At 65.6% G+C, this 17,367-nt stretch carries 17 protein-coding genes; 13 read left to right on the forward strand and 4 right to left on the reverse strand.

All coding sequences use genetic code 11. The features are described 5' to 3' along the window. The first annotated feature begins 36 nt into the window (after positions 1-36). Both CRO01_RS01120 and CRO01_RS01125 read left to right on the forward strand, forming a co-directional pair. Positions 37-483 (forward strand): universal stress protein, encoded by a 447-nt coding sequence (locus tag CRO01_RS01120; protein WP_097007285.1) that lies wholly within the window; start codon positions 37-39, stop codon positions 481-483. Positions 484-596: 113 nt separating this feature from the next. Beyond that, the gene (locus tag CRO01_RS01125) at positions 597-1,349 is read left to right on the forward strand and encodes an SDR family NAD(P)-dependent oxidoreductase (RefSeq protein WP_097007286.1); all 753 of its coding nucleotides are present in this window, start codon (positions 597-599) and stop codon (positions 1,347-1,349) included. A gap of 18 nt (positions 1,350-1,367) precedes the next feature. Here the strand turns inward: CRO01_RS01125 and CRO01_RS01130 are convergent, their stop codons facing one another. Then, complete coding sequence (locus CRO01_RS01130; protein WP_097007287.1) at positions 1,368-1,832, reverse strand: hypothetical protein; 465 nt, start codon at positions 1,830-1,832, stop codon at positions 1,368-1,370. A 126-nt stretch (positions 1,833-1,958) separates the two neighbouring features. Between CRO01_RS01130 and CRO01_RS01135 the strand changes: the two genes are divergently transcribed. Further along, positions 1,959-2,378 carry a universal stress protein gene (locus CRO01_RS01135; RefSeq protein ID WP_097007288.1) on the forward strand — a complete coding sequence of 140 codons (420 nt, stop codon included), beginning with the start codon at positions 1,959-1,961 and terminating at the stop codon, positions 2,376-2,378. 134 nt (positions 2,379-2,512) lie between these two features. After that, entirely contained in the window at positions 2,513-3,643 is a 1,131-nt protein-coding gene (locus CRO01_RS01140; RefSeq protein WP_097007289.1) for a multicopper oxidase domain-containing protein, read from the forward strand. 23 nt (positions 3,644-3,666) lie between these two features. Here CRO01_RS01140 and CRO01_RS01145 read toward each other — a convergent pair whose 3' ends face one another. Next, positions 3,667-4,074, reverse strand: coding sequence for a hypothetical protein (locus tag CRO01_RS01145; RefSeq protein WP_097007290.1), 408 nt, complete (start codon positions 4,072-4,074; stop codon positions 3,667-3,669). 186 nt (positions 4,075-4,260) lie between these two features. Between CRO01_RS01145 and CRO01_RS01150 the strand changes: the two genes are divergently transcribed. Further along, a complete protein-coding gene (locus CRO01_RS01150; RefSeq protein ID WP_097007291.1) occupies positions 4,261-4,737 on the forward strand; it encodes a hypothetical protein in 477 nt (158 codons plus the stop codon). A gap of 1 nt (position 4,738) precedes the next feature. On the opposite strand, the gene CRO01_RS01155 is transcribed toward CRO01_RS01150, so the two are convergent. After that, positions 4,739-5,506, reverse strand: coding sequence for a DUF2797 domain-containing protein (locus tag CRO01_RS01155; RefSeq protein WP_097007292.1), 768 nt, complete (start codon positions 5,504-5,506; stop codon positions 4,739-4,741). Positions 5,507-5,655: 149 nt separating this feature from the next. Between CRO01_RS01155 and acs (CRO01_RS01160) the strand changes: the two genes are divergently transcribed. The 8 genes from acs (CRO01_RS01160) (at position 5,656) to CRO01_RS01195 (ending at position 16,255) form a co-directional block, all read left to right on the forward strand. Further along, positions 5,656-7,638 carry an acetate--CoA ligase gene (acs, locus tag CRO01_RS01160; protein ID WP_097007293.1) on the forward strand — a complete coding sequence of 661 codons (1,983 nt, stop codon included), beginning with the start codon at positions 5,656-5,658 and terminating at the stop codon, positions 7,636-7,638. Positions 7,639-7,781: 143 nt separating this feature from the next. Next, positions 7,782-9,980, forward strand: a complete 2,199-nt coding sequence (locus CRO01_RS01165; protein WP_097007294.1) for a bacterio-opsin activator domain-containing protein — start codon at positions 7,782-7,784, stop codon at positions 9,978-9,980. 181 nt (positions 9,981-10,161) lie between these two features. Beyond that, positions 10,162-12,147, forward strand: a complete 1,986-nt coding sequence (gene acs, locus CRO01_RS01170; protein ID WP_097007295.1) for an acetate--CoA ligase — start codon at positions 10,162-10,164, stop codon at positions 12,145-12,147. Positions 12,148-12,167: 20 nt separating this feature from the next. Beyond that, positions 12,168-12,638 carry a DUF4212 domain-containing protein gene (locus tag CRO01_RS01175; protein ID WP_097007296.1) on the forward strand — a complete coding sequence of 157 codons (471 nt, stop codon included), beginning with the start codon at positions 12,168-12,170 and terminating at the stop codon, positions 12,636-12,638. Then, a complete protein-coding gene (locus tag CRO01_RS01180) occupies positions 12,635-14,323 on the forward strand; it encodes a VC_2705 family sodium/solute symporter (RefSeq protein WP_097007297.1) in 1,689 nt (562 codons plus the stop codon). Before CRO01_RS01175 ends, CRO01_RS01180 begins: the two co-directional genes overlap by 4 nt. Before the next feature lie 5 nt (positions 14,324-14,328). Next, complete coding sequence (locus CRO01_RS01185) at positions 14,329-14,790, forward strand: universal stress protein (RefSeq protein WP_097007298.1); 462 nt, start codon at positions 14,329-14,331, stop codon at positions 14,788-14,790. Positions 14,791-15,236: 446 nt separating this feature from the next. Beyond that, on the forward strand, positions 15,237-15,812 hold the full coding sequence (locus CRO01_RS01190; RefSeq protein ID WP_097007299.1) for a DUF7342 family protein: 576 nt from the start codon (positions 15,237-15,239) through the stop codon (positions 15,810-15,812). Further along, on the forward strand, positions 15,809-16,255 hold the full coding sequence (locus CRO01_RS01195) for a hypothetical protein (protein WP_097007300.1): 447 nt from the start codon (positions 15,809-15,811) through the stop codon (positions 16,253-16,255). The genes CRO01_RS01190 and CRO01_RS01195 overlap by 4 nt, the downstream gene beginning before the upstream one ends. A 48-nt stretch (positions 16,256-16,303) precedes the next feature. On the opposite strand, the gene CRO01_RS01200 is transcribed toward CRO01_RS01195, so the two are convergent. After that, a complete protein-coding gene (locus CRO01_RS01200) occupies positions 16,304-17,086 on the reverse strand; it encodes an HAD-IIA family hydrolase (RefSeq protein WP_097007301.1) in 783 nt (260 codons plus the stop codon). Positions 17,087-17,367 lie beyond the last annotated feature (281 nt).

The following is a 17,367-nucleotide window of genomic DNA, read 5'->3' on the forward strand; positions in this document are numbered from 1 at the left end:
CCGACGCTTATGTGTGCGCCCGTGGTACGCTCGGATATGCCGGACACGATCCTCGTTCCCGTCGACGGCTCGCCGCTATCGTTCGACGCTTTGGAGGTCGCGCTCTCGGAACATACCGACGCCGAGATCATCGCACTACACGTCATCGACCCGACGGAGCCGGGCTACAGCTACCCGGTCGATCTCGATCCGGATGCCGAGCCGCTCCACGGCTCCGACGAGTGGATGGACCGCGCCCGCGAACTGGAGTCGGACCTGTTCGAGGACATCGAGTCGACGGCCGACGAGCACGACGCCGCCGTCCAGACCGAGACCAGCGTCGGCGACCCGCGCCGGGTCATCGTCGACTACGCCGAACGAGAGGGCGTCGACGCCATCGTGATGGGAAGCCACGGCCGCGAGGAGGGCGCCCGAATCCTGCTCGGGAGCGTCACCGAGGCCGTCGCGTTTCGCTCGCCGGTCCGGGTGACGCTGGTTCGCTAGATCGGGCCGGGCGGCGCTGGTTCGCCAAGCCGGCGGTGTCACCCCCGACTCCGGCGTCTCGCGACGGCCCCACACCCCGGATATACGGCCCCCGCCGTGGCAGTCTGGAACGTATGCTAGACTTCACCGATCGAGTGGCGATGGTGACGGGTGCGGCGCGGGGGATCGGCAAGGCGACCGCGCTGCGGCTGGCCGACCGCGGCGCGGATGTCGTCGTCACCGACGTGGTCGAAGAGCGCGAGGCTGTCGCAGCGGCGGTCGAAGAGCGCGGCCAGTCCGCGCTGGCGCTGGACGTGGACGTGAGCGACGAGGCCGCGGTCGAAGCCGCCGCCGAGGAGACGATCGAGGAGTTCGGACGGATCGACGCGCTCGTGAACAACGCCGGCATCTTCCCCGCAATCGATCTCGCGGAGATGACGGCCGAGGACTGGCAACACGTGATCGACGTGAACCTGACGGGCGCCTTTTACTGCACGCAGGCCGTGCTTCCGGCGATGCGAGAGCAGGGCTACGGTCGGATCGTCAACGTCTCGTCGGTCTCGGGCGGCCGCGTCGGCTGGGCCGGCAACCTCGCCCACTACGCGGCGAGCAAGGCCGGCATGGTCGGGTTTACCCGCAGCGCCGCGCTCGATATCGCCCCCGACGGGGTCACGATCAACGCCGTCGTTCCGGGGATGATCGACACCGGCGCCGCACAGCGAGTATCGAGCGACGAGGAGATCGAAGCCGCCGTCGCGTCGATTCCGCTCGGGCGGCAGGGCGACCCCGAGGAGCTTGCGAACGTCATCGCTTTTCTGGCGTCCGAGGAGTCGAGCTACGTCACCGGCGCGTCGGTGGTCGTCGACGGCGGGATCACGAAGGTGTGAGCGGCTTCGATGACGCTCTTAGAATAGGATGTTTTCGCCACTGTTGACGGCCGGGTAATGCCGATACGTTCGCCTCGGCCCCGACGTTCCCGACGGTCCAGCCGAGGGTCCGAATTCAGCATCCGTCCCGTTTTGGTATCCGTCATCGTAACCGGCGTCGTAGCCGGCTTCCGTTCCGTTGGCGTAGCCAGCGTCGTAGCCGGCGTTGTACCCGCTTTCGTAGCTGATATTGAGGCCCTTGTCAAAGCCCTCACTGTAGCCGCGGTCGTACTCACCTGCGTCAGCGGTGTATGAACCGTACGTGTAGCCGCCGACGAGGGTGAAGGCCACGAAGATGGCAACTCCGATGACGAATACTTGGTCGATCGATAGGATACGTAGCTCTGCCTGGCTAGCGTTGTACGTGCCGTATACGTAGCCGCCGACGAGGGCAACGAGCACGGCGATGGCAGCGCCGAAGACGAATAATAGGTCGATAGACATGGTATGTAGCATTTATTTACCTATCAGTATAAAATGACGTGATACAGTAGGTTTCAACAGCGGAAGCTCACTCCACTGACGCCTCCACGTACTTCTGTGATGTCGTGGTAGCCTCGCACGAGCGCCATGTACGACACGATACTGATCCCGACCGACGGCAGCGACTCCGCCAATCGTGCGATCGAACACGGGCTCTCGCTGGCCCGCGAGTACGATTCGACGATCCACACGATGTACGTGGTCGACACGAGCAGGTACGGCGAGCCGGCGCTGAGCAGCGCCGAGATCGTCCTCGACGAACTCGAACAGCGCGGACAGGACCTCACCGACGACGTGGCAGAGCGCGCCGACAACGACGGCATCGAAACCGTCGGTGAGGTGCGTCACGGTCGCCCGGACGCCGAAATCGTCGGATACGCCGACGCGGTCGACGCCGACGTGATCGTCATCGGCTTTCAGGGCCACTCCCACCGCCGGCCGAACAACGTCGGCAGCGTCACTGACCGCGTCATCAGGTCGACGGACCGGCCGGTCTTCATGGTCTGAGCGCTCGAAAGCCGGCCTTACCGAGCCGGAGCAGCGCTGACCGCTGCCGGCCGAACATGTTCGCAGCGTTCCCACTGGTTGAGAACCAGTTTTCCCCGTTATATTCTGGGTCTTCTTACGTCGAGGTGTACACAATGAGCGACAACATCGGCGCACCCGGATCGGACATTTCGCGGCGCGAGTTCGTGGCGGCGACCGGCGGCACCGGCGCGCTCGCGCTGGCGGGCTGTACGGCACCGAGTCAGGAATCGTCCCCGCAACTCCAGCAGTCCGAAACTGATCTCCCGACGACCAGTCCCCCCGAAGTCGTGCAGGTCGACGAGCAGGGCGGAAGCGTGACGCTCAGTTCCCAGACCGCCGTCCACCAGCCCCACCCCGTCGAGACGATGGGCGGTCCCGTCGAACTCCCCCGCGTGTGGGCGTTTCAGGCCGACGACCGCGACCCCAGCGTCCCCGGTCCGATCCTCCGGACGACCGAGGGCAACGACATGGAGGTAACCTTCGACAACACGGACGGCGATATGCCCCACACCGTCCACTTCCACGGCGTCAGCAAGACGTGGGAGAACGACGGCGTCCCGACGACGACGGGCATCCGCGTCGATCCCGGCGAGAAACACACCTACGAGATCCCCGCGAACGTCCCCGGAACGCACCTCTATCACTGCCACTACCAAACCCACCGTCATATCGATATGGGGATGTACGGCTTCTTCCGCGTCGATCCGGAGGGGTACGAGCCGGCCGACCGAGAGCTGTTCATGACGCTCAAAGACTGGGACTCGCGGCTCAACCGCCAGTTCGCCGGCGAGGACGTGAGCTACAGCCCGCGAAACCGCTCCCCTGACGTGTTCACGATCAACGGCAAGTCCGCACCTCGCACGCTCCACCCAGAAGACGGCTCGCCGGTGATCGTCTCCGAAGGCGACACCGTCCGTATCCACTTCGCAAACAACGGGTACATGAGCCACCCGATCCACACGCACAACCACCGTTTCCGGGTCGTCGAGAAGGACGGCTCGCAGGTCCCCGAGGCCGCCCAGTACGAACAGGACGTGGTCAACATCGCGCCCGCCGAGCGCAAGACCGTCGAGTTCGAGGCCGACGCCGATCCGGGCATCTACCTGATGCACTGCCACAAGGTCAGCCACGCGATGAACGGGAACTTCTACCCCGGCGGGATGGTCGGTGGCATCGTCTACGAGTCCGCGATGGACACCGACATCTTCTCGAAACTGATGAACTACGCCGGCTACGAGGGCTGATCGACCGGCCCGCCGTCGCCGTCTCAGACGCCGATCGACCGCTCGACGTTCGATTCGACCTCGAAGTGTCGACCACCGCGGGCAACGTCGACGCCGTAGAACAGCAAGGACAGTCCACCGATGGTCGAGACGACGAACAGCAGAAGCTCTTCTCCCCCTGCCGATCCCGTGAGGACGACGGGTGCGTAGACCGCCGGTACCGCGACCGCGAACAGGGCGTAGGAGGCGCCGATGAGGTGCCGCCACGTAACTGTGACAGTGCCGACTGATAGTTCCGCGACGACGCCGGCCAGCAACGCCAACATCCCCGCGACGGCCATCGCCGGTACGCCCACGCTCGTTGTCAGCGCGGCCGGCCCGAAGACGCCGACGAGCGCCGCCACGAGCACCAGATCGAGGAGTCCAAGATACCGGTAGCTCGACTGTCGCATACGATGCCACACGCCCGGTCAGCACAAATAGCTGCTGCAGTGGTGTCCCGACCGGCTCGGTACCGATAGACGGTACAAACTTGCGGCTACTCCGATACGTACCGACAGTTACTATCCCGATAGGTCTGTACGTGTATAGTTAACATGTTCGCAACATTCTTGTAATATCAATAGCCTCTCCAACCTGTGAGTATTCCCAGATCGGACTCCCGGTCCCTGCCCGTCGATCGCGTCACCAGACTTCGGCGCCGGGTTCTGCCGACTCTCCACCGGATCAAAGAGCCCCTCGGCGGGTTCGCGGTTTGCACCCTCGATCCGGCCGAGTACGTCGGGACTGTCCCGCGCCCCCTCGACGACGTGCGCGAGGCCCTTCGGCGTATGGAGTTCGAGCGAGAGCCGATCGCGTCGCTCAAGCGACGCTCCGACGGCCGTCTCTCGGCGGGAAGCTGGGCCCGCCGCGAGTCGCCGCTCGCTGAGAAGCAACTGCACGTCACTCTCATCCGCGACGCGCCCGGCACCGTCGAACTGTTCGCCCACCGCGAATACTCCTGGCTCACCCACCCGTATCGCCACTACACGTTCGATGGGTGGGAACCGGAGGCCGGCGCCGAACGCATGCGCGATCTGCTTGCCGAGCACGACGTGCCGCTACGAATCGAGTAGCTCATTCCCCGAACGCGCCGAGACTCGACTGGAGATTGCGCTCGACCGTCCCCGATTCGAGCTCGTGGCCCACGAGGTCGCGCAGGTCGACCGCGTACGTGCTCCCGCCCGTGTCGAGCACGAGCACGCGCCCCTTGACTCCCCTGATCGTCCCGGACGCGAGCGTCTCCTCGACGGGCTGGCTCTGCAAGTCGAGTCCGTAGTCGAACTCGAACGTCTCGACGTGATCGAGGTCCGCAAGCACCGCTTGCCAGTCGTCGGCGTCGACCGGACGGCCGAGTCCGGCGATCTTCTCGGGTACGCGCACCCGGTCGGTCAGATCGGCGGCGAGTTCGGCTTCGATCTCGCGGGCGATCCGGCCGTTCGAGACCGTCCGGAGGTGGGCGGCCCGATCGGCGCCCTGCTCGCGCAGGCGGGTGTCGAGGCGCCACGACCGCGTCACGCCGATTTTGAAAATGTCCGGCGCGAAGGCCGCCAGATACACTGCGTGCTCCTCGTAGCAGTCCATCTCGTCTTTCAGACAGGTGCCCGTACAGCGCGCACAGACCCACGTACTCGAATGGGCGTCGCAGTAGGGCGCGTCGGCATCGTCGCAGGGGACGTGCCCGCCGTCGTGGATCGTCCCCGCGCAGTGGCGGTCGCCGAGGCGGTAGGCGAGTTCGTCGCCCGGTGTCAGCGCCCGCCGTTCGACGCCGCCGTCGCCCTCGGCGAGCAACAGCGCGGCCTCCTCGTCGGGCGACGCCGCCGTCTCGTAGCCGACCACCTGCATCGCTCGGCGGTAGGCGAGCGCCGGGTAAAGATGCACCGTTCGTCGAAGTGGTATCGACGAGCACTCGGCGCGTGACTCGACCCCGAAACCGCCCGCCCCACCCGGATCGGGAGAACACTTATTTTTCAGCGCGGGGGAGTCCCATGTGAATGACTGACAGGTCGGATCTCGAAGCGCGCCTCGATGGCCCCGACCGGATCGCACCGCCTGACGAGTTCGTCCAACAGGCGAACGTCACCGATCCCAACATCTACCACGAGTTCGAGCAAAACTGGCCCGAGGTGTGGGAGCGTGCGGCCGACCTGCTCGACTGGGACAGCGAGTGGGACGACGTACTGGTCGCAGAAGACGCCCCCTTCTACGAGTGGTTCGTCGGCGGCGAGCTGAACGCGTCGTACAACTGCGTCGATCGCCACGTCGAAAACGGTCGCAAGAATCAGGCCGCACTGAAGTGGGAGGGAAAGCTCAGCGAGACGCGTACGTACACGTATCAGGACCTGTATCGGGAGGTCAACGAGTTCGCCGCCGCGCTGCGTGAGCTGGGCGTCGAGGAGGGCGACATCGTCACGCTGTACATGCCTGTCGTCCCCGAGCTACCGATCGCCATGCTGGCGTGTGCCCGAATCGGCGCGCCCCACTCGGTCGTGTTCGCCGGGCTCTCGGGGAAGGCGCTCGGGACGCGCATCGAGCGCTCGGCGTCGGAGTTTCTGGTCACCTGCGACGGCTACTACCGCCGCGGGAACGCCTTTAATCTCAAGAGCAAGGCCGACGACGCGCTGTTGAAAGTCGACCACGACGTGACCAGCGTCGTCGTCGACCGGCTCGGCGACGCCTTGCCCCACGTCGTCGACGGCGACTCGCGGGACTACCACGACCTGCTCGCCGAGCACGCCGGCGCTGTCGTCGAACCGGTCGCGCGCGACGCCGAAGACCTGCTGTTTCTGATGTACACCTCCGGCACGACGGGCGAGCCAAAGGGCGTCGAGCACGCTACGGGTGGCTACCTCGCGCAGGTCGCGTGGACGGCCCAATCCGTGCTGGACCTGACGCCCGAGGACACGTACTGGTGTTCGGCCGACATCGGGTGGATCACGGGCCACTCCTACATCGTCTACGGCCCACTCGCGCTCGGCACCACGACGATGCTGTACGAGGGCTCGCCCGACTACCCGGACCGGGATCGCATCTGGGAGATCGTCGAGCGCAACGCCGTCGACGTGTTCTACACCGCCCCAACCGCGATCCGGGCGTTCATGAAGTGGGGCGCTGAGTACCCCGAACGCCACGACCTGTCGAGCCTGCGTCTGCTGGGGACGGTCGGCGAGCCGATCAACCCCCGGGCGTGGAAGTGGTACTACGAACACGTCGGCGGCGGCGAGTGCCCGATCGTCGACACGTGGTGGCAGACCGAGACCGGCGGCATGATGGTCACGACGCTCCCCGGCGTCGACGACATGAAGCCCGGTTCCGCCGGGCCGCCGCTGCCCGGCATCGATACCGAAGTCGTCGACGCCGCTGGCGCGCCGGTCGAGGACGACGCCGCTGGCTACCTCTCGATCACGCGCCCGTGGCCCGGGATGGTGCGGACGCTCCACGGCGACGACGAGCGCTTCATCGAGGAGTACTGGACTCATCCCGACGAAGCGCCGACGAGCGACCAGAGCGACGGCGGGTGGCGCTACGACGCCGGCGACGGCGCGATGATCGACGAGGACGGCTACGTCACCGTCCTCGGCCGGATCGACGACGTGCTGTCGGTCGACGGCCACCGGCTCGGGACGATGGAGGTCGAGTCCTCGATCGTCGACGTCGAGGGCGTCGCCGAGGCCGCGGTGGTCGTCGGCGCCGGCGCGGGCGGCTCGGACGTGTTCGCCTACGTTAGCACCGAGAGCGGCCGGACCGGAGATCAGGACCTCCGCGAGCAGATCGTCGGCAACGTCGAGCGCGACGTCGGCGAGTTTGCCGCGCCCGCCCGCATCGTGTTCACCACGGAGCTGCCGAAGACACGCTCGGGCAAGATCATGCGCCGCCTGCTCGAAAGCATCGCGCGCGGCGAGCCCCTCGGCGACACCAGCGCGCTCCGGAACCCGGAGATCGTCGGTGAGTTGAAGGAGGCCGCTCGTGAGGACTGAGCACGGTATTTCGCCATCTTCTCGAAATACGAAACTGGCATTGGGGCATTTCTCGGCCTGTTTGCCCTAATACGTTCGAGATCTTCGTTCGTATCGACTACGGTGCGAACGTTTAACTTCCCACTCTCGAAGTATAGCGAAAGATGGCCGCGATGAAGCGTATCGGTGACGACGCCACGCTGTCGCGGGACGACTACCGCCGACTGGTCGAGCGCGCCGAGACCTATCGGAAGGCACTGATCGTGCGCCTGCTCGGCGAGTCGGGCCTTCGCGTCGCCGAGATCACCCGATTGCGACCCGAAGATCTCCGTCCGGCGCCGGGCGACTCGTCGGGAGCACTGCTCGATGTGCGCACCGCGGAGGGCGAACGGAGCCGCGTCGCCTACGTCTCGGCGGATCTGCGGCGCGCCCTCGATCGGTACGTCCGGAGCGACGGCATCGCGGACGACGAGCCCGTGATCGGCGTCTCCGCGCGCCGGGTCCAGATGCTCGTTTCCGAGGCCGCCGACGAAGCCGGTGCGGACCGCCTCTCGGAGGTCTCTGCGAGCGACCTGCGCTCGTATTTCGCACGCACACTATTGGTCGAGGAAACAGTCGATCCTCGCGTCGTGTTGGCCGCAGGTGGATGGGAGAGCCTGTCGAGCTTCGACCGCCTGCTCGACGCACCGGGCGAGGCGGCGATCGCCGACGCGCTCGCTGGCGCCGATCACGGCCCCGCTGCCGCCGGTTCCGGATCGGCGTCGTCCGACCGCTCGTCGCAGTCTCCCGCCCGCGCGACGGAGTTCGACGCCGGCATCGCGCGCTCGCTGTTGGCCGACTCGGCCGCCCGAGCGCTCGTCCGACTCGATCCCGACGGCTACGTCGAGCGGTGGCTCGACGGCGCCGACGGCGAGGAGCGCGACGATCTCTCAGGACGCCACCTATCGACCGTCTACGCGGACGATGGCCGGTCCCGCGACCATCTGGACGCCGCTGCGGAGTCGGGCGGTCACGAAGCCGAGGGGTGGCGCTTCGACGCCGACGGCGAGCGATTTTGGGCGCGCACCGTGCTGGCGACCCACCGCGAGGATAGCCAACTCTCCGGGTACACGATGGTGCTGTGGGACCACACCGACCGCAAGCGCCGGGAGGACGAGTTGCGCGAGCGCGCCGAGCGACTGGACCGACGCCGCAACGTCCGCAAGCGGATTCGCTCCGCCGACGAGGCGGTGCTTGCGACCTCGGATCGCGACGACCTCGAAGCGGCCGTCTGCGACCGACTGGTCGACGGCGAGGAGTACGCCTTCGCGTGGACCGCCACGAGCGACCTCGTCGCCGAGCAGTCATCCCCGACGGCCCGCGCTGGCATCGAACAAGACGACATCGACGCGCTGATCGAGCGCCTCGACGGCGAGTCGCCGCCGTGGATCGAGGCGATGCGCGACGACGCCGTGTGTACGGCCGAACTGGACGCCGACCCGGCCGAACTGAACGATGCCCCGATCGCTGCCGGCATCGACGCGCTTGCGGCCGTTCCGCTGTCTCACCGCGAGACGACCTACGGCGTCCTCGTCGTCGGTACCGACCGGGGCACCCCCGACGACTGGGAGCGCACCGAACTGGCAGAGCTCGGTCGCCGAATCGGCCACGCCGTCACCGCGATCCAGCGCCGAACGCTGTTGCTGTCCGACGCCGTCGTCGAACTGGAGTTCTGGTGCCGCGACGAGGCGGCGTTTTTCGTCGACGCCTCCGACCGGCTGGACTGTACGTTCCGACTCGAATCCATCGTCCCCGTCTCGGCGTCGTCGCTGCTGTTCTACGTCGCCGTCGAGGACGCCCCGCCGGCCGACGTGTTCGACCACGCGGTCGAGCACCGCGGCGTCGAGGAGGTCCGACTGGTCGAGACCCACGACGACGGCGCGCTGCTGGAGTTCGTCGTCGGCGGCGACTCGCCGCTGTTGACCCTCACAGCCTACGGCGCAACGATCAGCGAGGCCGTCATCGAATCGGGCGAGGCCCGACTGCTCGCAGAAGTCGCACAGGACGCCGACCTGCGAGCCGTCGTTGAGGGCGTCCGGACGGCGTTTCCCGACACCGAACTCGTCGGCAAGCACGATGTCGAACGCCCCGTCCGGACGGTTCGTGAGTTCCGGGAAGGCATCGACGACGAACTGACCGATCGACAGGAGGCGACGCTGCGAGCGGCCTACTACGCGGGCTACTTCGACTGGCCGCGGGGCAGCACTGCCGAGGAGGTCGCCGACTCGATGGGCGTCTCCTCACCGACGCTGCACAATCATCTTCGGAAGGGCCAGCGCGCACTGCTTGCGACGTTTTTGGAGGGCTCGGTCGGCGGCGAGTGACGACAGTTCGACATCCGGTTTGTCCCGGTGGCTGCCGTCGTCCGTCTCAACCGGTCGTTCTCCTGTCTACGCCGTTATGAGTCCGAGGCTACTCTCTGTTCGGCGCCGTTGATCGCGCTCGCAGTTTAGTACAGCTAGATGGAGGATTTACCACCAACGTTCCTGATTGATATCTCGTAACATGGGAGACGGTAGCGATCAAGACGTACAACTCGAAGCACGGCTGGTAGAACAGGACTCGTTCGAGCCGCCCGAGGAGTTCGTCGAGCAGGCGAACGTCTCGGACCCCGGCATCTACGAGGAGTTCGAGGAGAACTGGCCCGATGCGTGGGAGCAGGCGGCCGACCTGCTCGACTGGGAGAGTGAATGGGACGACGTACTGGTCGAGGAAGACGCGCCGTTCTACGAATGGTTCGTCGGTGGGGAGCTGAACGCGGCGTACAACTGCGTCGACCGGCACGTCGAGAACGGCCGCAAGAATCAGGCGGCGATCCGGTGGGAGGGTGAACTCGGCGAGGAGCGCATCTACACGTATCAGGACCTCTACCGGGAGGTCAACGAGTTCGCCGCCGCGCTGCGCGACCTCGGCGTCGAAGAGGACGACGTGGTGACGATGCATATGCCGATGATCCCGGAGCTACCGATCGCCATGTTGGCGTGTGCCCGCATCGGCGCGCCCCACTCGGTCGTGTTCGCCGGCTTCTCGGCCGACGCACTGGCGACCCGGATGAACTCGGCCGACTCGGAGTATCTCGTCACCTGCGACGGCTACTACCGGCGCGGCGACGCACTGAACCACATCGAGAAGGCGAACGAGGGGCTCGCGGGCGTCGAACACGAGGTCGAGGACGTCGTCGTCGTCGACCGCCTCGGCGACGAGCAGCCCTACGAGCTTTCGGACAATCAGCACGACTACGACGAGCTGGTCGCTGCCCAGGACGGCGAGCGGGTCGAGCCGGTCCCGCGGGACGCCGAGGATATGCTGTTCCTGATGTACACCTCCGGCACCACGGGCGAACCCAAGGGCGCCAAGCACACCACGGGAGGATATCTCTCCTACGTGGCGTGGACGGCCCAGTCGGTCCTCGACATCAAGCCCGAAGACACGTACTGGTGTTCGGCCGACATCGGGTGGATCACGGGGCATTCCTACATCGTCTACGGTCCCCTCGCGCTCGGCACCACGACGATGATGTACGAGGGGACGCCGGATTACCCCGACAAGGATCGGCTCTGGGAGATCATCGAGCGCAACGCCGTCGACATCTTCTACACGGCGCCGACGGCGATTCGCGCGTTCATGAAGTGGGGCGAGGAGTACCCCGCCAGTCGAGACCTGTCTAGCCTGCGCCTGCTGGGGACGGTCGGCGAGCCGATCAACCCCCGGGCGTGGAAGTGGTACTACAAGCACATCGGCGACGAGTCCTGCCCGGTCGTCGACACGTGGTGGCAGACCGAGACCGGCGGCATGATGGTCACCACATTACCGGGGATCAACGAGATGAAACCCGGCTCAGCCGGGCCGGCGTTACCGGGCATCGACGCCAAAGTCATCCATCCGGACAAGGAGGAAGTCGACCCCGGACAGGCCGGCCACCTCACCGTTCAGAAGCCCTGGCCCGGCATGCTTCGGACGGTGTACGGCAACGACGAGCGGTTCGTCTCGGAGTACTGGGAGGAGTACTCCGACCCCGACAACGACGAGTGGATCTACTTCCCCGAAGACGGCGCAAAGATCGACGAGGACGACTTCATCACGGTGCTCGGCCGGATCGACGACGTGCTGAACGTCTCGGGCCACCGGCTGGGGACCATGGAAATCGAATCCGCCGTCGTCGGCGTCGAGGGCGTCGCCGAAGCCGCCGTGGTCGGCGGCGATCACGAAGTCAAGGGCGAGGCGGTCTACGTCTACGCCATCACCGAGGGCGACACCGACGGCGACGGCGAGCTCCGCGAGCGCGTCGTCGAGGGGGTGGAGGATGCTATCGGCCCGATCGCCCGCCCCGAGGAGATCGTCTTCACGCCGGAACTCCCCAAGACGCGCTCGGGCAAGATCATGCGCCGACTCCTCGAAGAGGTCGCGAACGGCGAGGAGCTGGGTGACACGTCGACGCTGCGCAACCCCGGCATCGTCGACGACATCCAGCAGAAAGTACAGAGCGACTGACCAGACCCCGGACTCAGACAATGACATCAGACACAGACACCGACGACGGCGACGCCCCGGTTGCCAGCGACGGCGGCGTCGCCACGCAGGCTGCACAGGACCACCAACGAACCGACTATCTCAGCAGCGAAGTGAACCTGCTGAACCCGAGCACGCCGTTCATGCGCGATCACCTCAAGATCGTCTGGACCGGGTTCGTCATCTGGGCCGTCGTCGTCTTCGGTCCGGTGACCCTGACGCGACTCGCCCCCGGCGTCATGACGACGGAGATGCCGCTGCTCGGCTTCCCGTGGCACTACTTCTTGGTCGCGTTCGGCGCGCCGACGGGAGCGCTGATACTCTCGCTGTGGTACGCGCGCAAGCGCGACGCGCTCGACGAGAAGTACGGCATCGAACACACGTCCGTCGAGAGTGCGGGCGACGAAGCCGTCGCGGCGGCCGACGGCGGGCGACCGACCGACGAGCAGTCCGCCGGAGGTGGTGACGAATGACGCTTCCCAGTGCCGTCTTACAGACCGGGCTACTGCCGGAGGGGCTGAACGTCTCGTTCAAGCTGCTCCCGGCGATAATCGTGCTCGGGATGTTGCTGCTGTTCTTGGCCATCGGATTCGTCTTCCGCGTGGCCGACACCGAGAACATGTGGGTCGCCGGCCGTTCGATCGGGAACGTCGAGAACGGGATGGCGATCGGCGCCAACTGGATGTCGGCGGCGTCATATCTCGGGATGGCGGCGTTGATCGCGCTGTCGGGCTTCTACGGCCTCGCGTTCGTCGTCGGCTGGACGACGGGCTACTTCATCCTGCTCATCTTCATGGCCGCCCAGCTCCGCCGGTTCGGCAAGTACACCGCACCGGACTTCGTCGGCGACCGATTCAACTCCGACGGCGCGCGGGCCATCGCGGCGATCACGACGTTCCTGATCGGGTTCGTCTACGCCATCGGTCAAGCCCGCGGCATGGGTCTGGTCGGCCTGTACATCTTCGGCGACATCGGCCTCCCCGGCCTCTCGGGGTACCAGTCGATGGTCGTGTTGATGATGGCGATCACAGTCGGGTACTTGACGATTTCGGGGATGCTGGGCGCGACCAAGAACATGGCCGTCCAGTACGTCATCCTCATCGTCGCGTTCCTCGCCGGCCTGTTCGTCACGGGCTTCACGCAGGGGTACTCGACGCTGCTGCCCCAACTCGAGTACGGGATGCTGATCAGCGAACTCGGGAACGAGTTCAGCGAGCCGTTCGTCAACGAGCCGTACTACCTCTGGATCGCGACGTGTTTCTCGCTGGTCGTCGGGACCTGCGGGCTGCCACACGTCCTCGTGCGATTCTACACGGTCGAGAGCGAGCGCACTGCCCGCTGGTCGACGGTGTGGGGGCTGTTCTTCATCTGCCTGCTGTACTGGAGCGCCCCGGCGTTCGCGGCGTTCGGTACCGACCTCTACGGCGAACAGGTTGGTGCCGTGTACGCCACTGAGGGCGGCATGACCAGCGCGGCCGGTGACGTGATCGTCGTGTTGGCGGCCCAGCTCGCCAACCTTCCGCAGTGGTTCGTCGGCCTCATCGCGGCCGGCGGAATCGCCGCGGCGATTGCGACGACCGCCGGACTCTTCATCGCCGGCTCTTCGGCGATTTCCCACGACATCTATACGAACATTATCAACCCCGAGGCCACCCAGCGCCAGCAAGTGCTGGTCGGTCGCCTGAGCATCATCGCGCTCGGCGTCATCACGACGCTGGCCGCGCTCGACCCCGCGGCGCCGATCGCCGCGCTGGTGTCGTACGCGTTCTCGCTGGCCGGCGCCGTGCTGTTCCCGATGTTCTTCCTCGGCATGTGGTGGGAGAACACGAACCGTGCCGGCGCGCTCGCCGGGATGACGACCGGCCTGACGATCTGGACGATTCCGATGATCAACGAGGTGCTGCCGAACTACCTCGGCGGCGTCGAGGGGCCGTTCTCGGCGGCGCTCGCCCAGTGGGTGCCCGCGATCGGCTCCGCGCTGATCGCCGTTCCGATCGTGTTCGTCGTCACCATCGCCGTCTCGATGGCGACCGAAGAGCCCGACATGGAGACAAAGCGCGTCGTCCGGCAGTGTCACAGCCCCGAACCGATGAGCCAGCACCGAACCGCCGAAGACGTCGTGGCTACCGACGGCGGTGACGCGCCCGCGGACGACTAAGACCAATGTACGAGAAAATCCTCATTCCGACCGACGGCAGCGACACGGCCGAGGTAGCGCTCGATCACGCCCTCGATCTGGCCGAGACCTACGACGCCGAACTCCACTCGCTGTACGTGGTGGATACGGACTCGATGAGCCTGAGTCTCGGCCCCGAACAGCTCGATCGGATCGAGCAGGGCAACTGGGGCGAGATGGACGAGGTCCGCGAGCGCGCCGAGTCGGCCACCGGCATCGTCGCCGACCGCGGCCACGATCGCGGGATCGAGGTCGTCGAACACGTCGCCTCGGGCAAGCCCCACTCGGTGATCGAGGAGTACGCCGAGAGCAACGACATCGACCTCGTCGTGATGGGATCCCACGGCCGCTCGGGCGTCCGGCGGGCGCTGCTCGGGAGCGTCACCGAGCGGACGCTCCGCTCGACTGACGTGCCCGTGATGGTCGTCGAGGCGCGACAGAACGAGTAGCTCGACGAGCCGGAGTGATTTTTTGGTTATTCGGCGGTGGCCAATCGGTTGTGCGGAGCGTCAGTGAAGATGGTATATATCATAAGCTGCTAAGTGGATAAATATGAGCGCCTCTACTTCGGATGGGGATTCAGGACCACGTCCGATTGATGTCCTGTTGCCGATGATATTCTGTGCGATCTTCGGAGCGTTGCTTTTTGGGGTGCTTGGGGCTTCAGTCGGTGCTGTGTTCGGTGTCGCCCTCGGTGCAATCGTCGGGAGCAGGGAGTCAGCTACAACTGATGAGAGTACGTAATAAATTCACACACTCATACAACGGCAATGTTTCTCGGAAAGTTCCCGGGTCGTCGCAGTCTGGAACACCCTCCGTCAGACCGCATACGACAGAAGAAACTGAATAATACGTGTGAGAAAGATATATTCCGTCTCCGTGCGTAGCCGTCGGTATGCAAGATCCGGATTCCGAACTGACGGCCGACCCTGACGAGCGCGCCGATCGGCCGGATTTCGACGCACTGACGCCGCCCGACGAAGTCGTCCACGGGGACCGGACGCGTGATGATTTCTTTGACGCCGTGCTCGGACTCGACAGCCCTGCGACGGCCGACGAGGTCGCTGACCTCGCAGGGCGGGGTGTCGACGCCGCGAGAGAGTACCTAGAGTGGTTCGAGCGAATGGGCATCGTGACGAAAGTCACCGAGTCCCCGTCGACGTACGAGCGAAACCAAGCCTATCTGAACTGGCGACGCGCACAGACGCTCCAGAACGATTATTCGACTAACGAACTCGTCGAGTTTTTAGACACAGAAACGACGCGAGCCCAAGCGCTGGCCGAGCAGTTCGATGCCAAAACGCCGGACGCGGTGGCGCTCTCGAAACGGGCTGCTGACTCCGGACGATCCGTCGAAGACGTGTGGGAGGAGGTCACTGCGTGGCGAACCGCCCGCCGGCGCGTCTCTCTGCTTGAGCGGGCACTGCGAACCGATTCGGGTGATGCCGCCGATCGACGCACGATCGTATGAACCGGCGGGAGGACGGCGGCTCGCCTGACGATGGCAGCGGTGCACCGGTGGATTTCGACCGGCTCGACCGCATCGAGGAGCGACTGGCTACTGACGAGCGTTTCGACCGGATCGAGCGGGAGCCCGAGTTTGCACCCGACCGGTTAGTTTGCATCTGGGATTCACGGTTCTATCCCAACTCCGTGTCGACAGCACGCGTCGAGATTGTGTGGTTCGAGAACGGCGACTTCTCGATACAGTACCACGAGGAGCACATCCAGAGCGAATTCGATCATCGATGGGACCGACACCCATCCGATCACAACGCGCGTGATCACATCCATCCCGGACCAGACGCACCGACGCCGGGCAACGATGCGAGCCACCCTGCTGACTGGCGTGATGTGCTTTCAAACGTGCTCGCTGAAATCGAACGCAGACAGCGCGCCTTTTGGAGCGATTAGCCCGCATGGGGCATCGCCCACGCAGTGAACGACACTCACCACCGGCCGTCACAACAACTCCTCGACCTCCGCAATCGACTCCAGCACGTGGTCCGGCGTGATCTCGGCGTCGTCGATGTCCTCTCGATCGGTGACGCCGGTCAGCACCAGCGCGGTCGTCATGCCAGCGCGCTCGCCGAGTGCGATGTCGGTGTCGAGGCGGTCGCCGACGACCAGCACCGACTCCGGCGGGACGCCGAGTCGTTCCAGCGCGGCGTCGATCGCCGTGTCTGCCGGTTTCCCGAGCACGCGATCGGGCTGGCGTCCGGTCGCCGCTTCGATCGCGCCGACGATCGCACCCGAGCCGGGGACGAGGTGGTCCTCGACGGGGATCGTCACGTCCGGATCGGTGCTGAGAAACGCCGCGGAGTCGTCTTCGAGCGCCCACAGCGCTTCGGTGAGCCGGTCGTAGTGGAACTCGCGGTCGATCGATGCCACGACGGCGTCGGCGTCGTCTGGACCGGCCCCCAGAGCGAGGTCACGTTCGACCAGCAGGTCTTCGAGGCCGGGCTCACCGACAACTAACAGATCGTCTCCGGCGTGGTGTTCGTCGAGATACTCGGCGGTGACGGTTGCCGCGGTCAGAAATCGTGATGGGTCGATCTCGATGCCGTGGTCGGCCAGCCGATCGGCGTAGTGGTCCCGGCGCTTGGTCGGATTGTTCGAGAACAACAGCAGATCGAGACCGGCGTCCCGAAGCACGTCGACGGCGTCGGCAGCGCCCGGTATCGACTGGTCGCCCAACACGATCGTTCCGTCTACGTCCAGTATCGCACCGCGGTACGCACTCATTATCCGTCCTCTCGGCTGCGGTCCGATAACAGTATGGGTGCGGGGGCTGGGTTCCTGTCGGCGCCGCGCCCGCGCCGTTCTTGCGGATCTATTGCTGCAAAGATCCCGGCTCGCTTCGATCACCGTCTCGTACGTGCCGGCTGGTCTATCATCGATCCGTCCCTGCGGCCAATTTTTCTGCGACCGAAACCGTCGTTTCGACGCCGCTCTCTCGGCTTCTCGACGCCGCTGGTTGGACTGCCACCGCGATATAGTCCGTTCGTAGATGACAAGGCTTATTC

It is taken from the genome of Natronoarchaeum philippinense (genome assembly GCF_900215575.1).
GTDB classification, from domain to species: Archaea; Halobacteriota; Halobacteria; order Halobacteriales; family Natronoarchaeaceae; genus Natronoarchaeum; species Natronoarchaeum philippinense.